This is a genomic window from Spirosoma litoris, from assembly GCF_054776755.1.
Map to the genome: position 1 here is coordinate 1 of NZ_BAAHBI010000013.1, position 4597 is coordinate 4597.

A 4597-nucleotide genomic window follows, 5' to 3' on the forward strand; every position below is an offset into this window, starting at 1 on the left:
ACTTTACACGGTTAGTGTCAAGCTATTTCAGGGCGATACATTCTGTTGTATAATCTGTTATATGTTAGCTAAAGTACAAAACTTCAGGCTAACTGCTCTCGAAAGATCCGTCTCACAAAAACGCTCATATTGAGCTACCTTACTTTTTCGACAATGATTGGTCTGGTCAATAATTATGTGCCACTCAGATGCCGTAGCAAGGCAATCGTCAATCTTATTTTGAAAAATCTTTGGAGCCCTTAGCTTTACGAAAACGGAAAACGTTAACTGCGTCCTGTTAGGCGCATTCACTACGTTTTTAAACGTATTTATAAATAGTTCAAATGAAAAATTTCATATCGCTACTTACGCTATTGATTTGTATTCATTTCTCACAGGCGCAGGATTTCAGTGCTTATAGAAAAGCGCTTTTTATCCAAGGGAAAGACACGTTGCGTTACAGGATATTATATCCGGAAAGTTATGACCCCGCAAGGTCATACCCTTTGGTAGTTTTCCTGCATGGGGCAGGCGCAAGAGGAAATGATAATGAACGTCAATTCATTGATGGCGGTAGTTTGTTTTTACATGATTCGGTCCGGAAAAAATTCCCTGCTCTGGTAGTTTTGCCGCAATGTCCTGCGGACAGCATGTGGTTCAAAATTCCTCCGGGGCCGCCCTACGATACAACAGCAGCCTTTAACCATAAAATGAACACCCTGGCACTTTCAACACCAGAACGGATGGTGAAACTTTTAATGGACAGTTTAGCTGAACATAAAATTGCAGACAGAAAAAGACTTTATCTGGGCGGCACTTCACTTGGAGCCTTCGGTACTTACGATTTGATCATCCATTATCCCGGTTATTTTGCGGCTGCTTTTCCTATATGTGGGCAGGCTAATGTAGAGCTGTATCCTAAACTAGCCGTCAATGTTCCGGTGTGGATTTTTCACGGTTCGATTGATGACGTTATTAATCCCTGGCCAGATAGGAGCCTGATAAAAGCGTTACAACAAAGCGGTGCAAAACATGCGAAATACACGGAATATCCAGGTTTAAAACATGATATTACGGGCAACGTATTTGCCGAACCAGATTTGCTGCCGTGGTTATTTTCATTTAAAAAATGAAGTTCGGTAATAGGCTCACACCTGAGCCAACTATTAGTTGCTTAAAACTATTCTCAAAAAAGGCTCTCACTTGAGACGAAGGGATAGTCTCTATGAATATGCGTCATTAATGGGGCGTAGCTGTTACAAAAGTCCTGATAGGTTCATGATTGATACTCAATTGAGCCGGTCAGGACTTTTGTAACAGCCACTGAGCTTATAAAACAAAAATAAAGTCTTCATGGATACTGCCTTTAAGGTTACTGCTGTTTATCACTTGCGATTACTTGGTAGCCTTGGCCTCTGCTCAGAGAAAGCGCCTTACGAAGCCATAGCAGACTAAGTAAGGCAATACCGGTGTGAAGGGTGATCAATACAGGGGTGCCCATCAGCCAAGGAGTAGCTAGGAAACCAGCATTTAATAAGGCATTTAATCCAGTTAGTACATAAAGTAACATGAACAAAAGCGGCAGGGTTAAAAAACCAACTATATAAAGCCAAGCCCCTGGGTTGGTTATGACTCGGTAGGCTTTGAACACTGGCGTGGCGACAATACCCAGAACCAGAATCGAACAGATGAAAAGCTGTTGAGTAGGGGTAAAATGATGCTTGAGTAACTGTCTGGTTACGACCATTTCATCTCCCCCTCCCAGCATTACCGTGCTGAGTCTGCCAAAGGGAATATTCGCAAAAATCAGGGAAAAGCCTAGAGAAGACTTGGTTGATTCTTTAGCATCAAGCCAGAGCATGCCCCACCACATTAAGCCGAACGAAACCAGGGGGCCAGCCAGGGTAGCTACCCACCAGAGGGGATGGGAGTTAGCGCAGCCCGTACATAATGACCAAACGTTAAAATCGCGCGGCCCCCAGCAGCCACAAATTATACGTCCCACGATAATGTGAACCGATTCATGAAGTTCCAACATAACAATTACTAACAACAGAAAGGCAAGTAGGTAGGAAAATGAAAAGTTGAGCTTCATGGGTCTTTTAGGCTACTAAGCTAGCCAAACGATCAACGCTCAAGATAGCCATTTAGGATCAAGCTCGTTACTTGTTTTGATGAAACGGTATTTATCTGAAAAGCCTTCTTTATCTAGCGCATGACGAACATCTCACAAAATGCTCCTGCCTGATACGAAGTGATATTTACGTATCGATAATTCGGGTGTTTAACTAGCCGATAAATTAATCGGATGCAGCAGCCAAGTGGCAGGCCAAGTCGTGTTTAGCCTATTTTTTACCTCCAATGTTACGCAAGCCATTCTTGGCCCAGCCGATCTGACTTGCTCATCTGCACCTAACGGCTTACCTTTATTTACGCTGAATCACTACATAAAACTTAATCCGGTCTCAGTTTATGAAAGACCTAATCGCTAGTCTACTACTGGCCTTATTATTAGTGAACTGTAGGACCAAAAGTGACCAACATCCAGTGACCACCGCCCCGGCTGCTGATGATACTGCACTTGCATCGGTAGGTGCTAAAAACAACGTTCCGCTATGCGGTACACTAACCAATGACAAAGCCTAGTATGCCTCTTCCCAAAAGGCACCCCTATTAACTGGGCTTTCTGGACTTCATTTTCCCATTACCACCAAAAGCCCTCAAGCCCAACGCTATTTTGACCAAGGACTCCTGTTAGCTTATGGCTTTAATCACGCCGAAGCCGCCCGCTCCTTTTTCGAAGCCACTCGCCTAGACTCCACTTGTGCAGCCTGCTACTGGGGCTTCAGTTACGTACTGGGACCGAATTATAATGCTGGCATGGAAGACGACAATTACAGCCGCGCTTATCAGGCCGTGCAGAAAGCCCAACAACTAGCCTCTAAGGCTACCCAGAAAGAGCAAGCGCTCATCAAGGCGCTGACCAAACGATACCCCCCTCAGCCCGTTGCCAGCCGGACGCCCTATGATCAGGCCTACTCCCTGGCCATGAAACAGCTATACCAGCAGTTCCCTGATGATGCTGACATGGGCGCTCTGTACGCCGAATCCATCATGGACCTGCATCCCTGGGACCTCTGGCAGAAAGATGGCAGCCCCAGACCCTGGACGCCCGAGATTGTGGCCACGCTGGAGCGTTTACTGAAGAAGTATCCTCAGCACCTGGGCATCCACCACTTCTACATCCATGCCGTGGAGGCTTCCCGGCAGCCCCAGCGGGGGTTGGCCAGCGCGCGATTCCTCGAAAACCGGGTAGTAGGCGCTGGCCACCTGGAGCATATGCCCTCGCATATCTACATTCGAACGGGTCAGTATCACCGGAGCACCCTAGCCAACCAGCGGGCGCTGGCAGCGGATCGACGGTACCTGAAAGCGCTGCACGCCCAGGGTGCTTACCCCTTGTCGTATTATCCCCACAATAGTCACTTCATAGCGGCTACAGCCACGCTGGAAGGCAACCAAAAAGTGGCGATGGCCGCTGCTCGTCGAATGGCCGCCGAAACCGATCGTCAGATTATGAAACAACCAGGTTGGGGCACCTTACAGCACTACTACACCCAACCGTACTATGTGGCCATCAAGTTTGGCCAGTGGGATGCGATTCTACAGATGAAGAACGAAGAACCCACCTTAGCTTACCCAACGGCGATCTGGCACTACGCTCGAGGCATGGCTTATCTGGCTAAACATGAGCTTGCCAACAGTAAAGCCGAACTCAATCAGCTTACCAAACTGGCGAATGATACCGCCTTGAAAGCCTTAACAGTCTGGAATATCAACTCGACTTACGCCTTGTTACAGATTGCCCAACGGGTGTTACAGGGCGAAGTGGCAGCTAAGGAAAAGCATTATTCCCGCAGTATAGCCCTGCTGGAGGAAGCCGTAGCGCTGGAAGATCAACTCAACTACAATGAGCCCCCCGACTGGCTGTTCTCGGTACGCCATCATCTAGGCGCTGTTCTGCTGGAAGCAAAGCAATGGCCACAAGCCGAGCAGGTCTATTTAGCGGATTTGGTGCTCTATCCCCGTAACGGGTGGGCCTTGTATGGTCTCTACCAATCCCGTCAGGGGCAAGGCAATGTCAAAGGGGCTCAGCAAGCCAAAGCCCAGTTTGTGCAAGCCTGGCAGTGGGCGGATATCTCTCTGGTTTCCTCTCGGTTTATGTAAAGTAGTGAACACGACATTGGTTACCAGCTTGCCTACTTAAATGGCTCCAGCTTGAGACGAGGGAGTCTCTATAATTCGGGCGTTTCAAGAGATGTAGGGTAATGGTCGGGCTTACCTAGATATAAACCGGTACCCCAACTATATTCACCACCGTATAATCAAATTAGCTTTATCGAGTTTGGCTGTTTTATCCTTCCTGTTGCAGAAGTAACCGCAAAGTTGTAGTCTTGCCAGTACAAGTGATTATATGCTCGCAAAGATAACCTACGCTTAATGATAACCTAGTGATTACTAGTTAATTAATATTAAGCGTTTTTGCATACAATAGTATGTTGGGTGGACACAACAGCCAGTAACGTAACGGTCAGGTCTCGTGTGACAGGCCGCACGG

General features: G+C 47.2%; 4 protein-coding genes. 3 read left to right on the forward strand and 1 reads right to left on the reverse strand.

Annotated features, from left to right (window positions below; all coding sequences use genetic code 11):
• The first annotated feature begins 323 nt into the window (after positions 1–323).
• Positions 324–1112, forward strand: coding sequence for a carboxylesterase family protein (locus tag ACYVGR_RS10750; protein WP_460956381.1), 789 nt, complete (start codon positions 324–326; stop codon positions 1110–1112).
• Positions 1113–1351: 239 nt separating this feature from the next.
• Here the strand turns inward: ACYVGR_RS10750 and ACYVGR_RS10755 are convergent, their stop codons facing one another.
• On the reverse strand, positions 1352–2074 hold the full coding sequence (locus ACYVGR_RS10755) for a hypothetical protein (RefSeq protein ID WP_460956383.1): 723 nt from the start codon (positions 2072–2074) through the stop codon (positions 1352–1354).
• A gap of 377 nt (positions 2075–2451) precedes the next feature.
• Here ACYVGR_RS10755 and ACYVGR_RS10760 point away from each other — a divergent pair, with 377 nt between their 5' ends.
• Both ACYVGR_RS10760 and ACYVGR_RS10765 read left to right on the forward strand, forming a co-directional pair.
• Positions 2452–2625: a hypothetical protein gene (locus ACYVGR_RS10760; RefSeq protein WP_460956385.1), complete on the forward strand. Its 174-nt coding sequence runs from the start codon at positions 2452–2454 to the stop codon at positions 2623–2625.
• Positions 2626–2859: 234 nt separating this feature from the next.
• Positions 2860–4206, forward strand: a complete 1347-nt coding sequence (locus ACYVGR_RS10765; RefSeq protein WP_460956386.1) for a hypothetical protein — start codon at positions 2860–2862, stop codon at positions 4204–4206.
• Positions 4207–4597: the final 391 nt, after the last annotated feature.

Bases quoted from the DNA above. Each gene is read 5' to 3' on its own strand.
- ACYVGR_RS10750 (WP_460956381.1), top strand. From the start codon at position 324: ATGAAAAATTTCATATCGCTACTTACGCTATTGATTTGTATTCATTTC.
- ACYVGR_RS10755 (WP_460956383.1), bottom strand. From the start codon at position 2,074: ATGAAGCTCAACTTTTCATTTTCCTACCTACTTGCCTTTCTGTTGTTA.
- ACYVGR_RS10760 (WP_460956385.1), top strand. From the start codon at position 2,452: ATGAAAGACCTAATCGCTAGTCTACTACTGGCCTTATTATTAGTGAAC.
- ACYVGR_RS10765 (WP_460956386.1), top strand. From the start codon at position 2,860: ATGGAAGACGACAATTACAGCCGCGCTTATCAGGCCGTGCAGAAAGCC.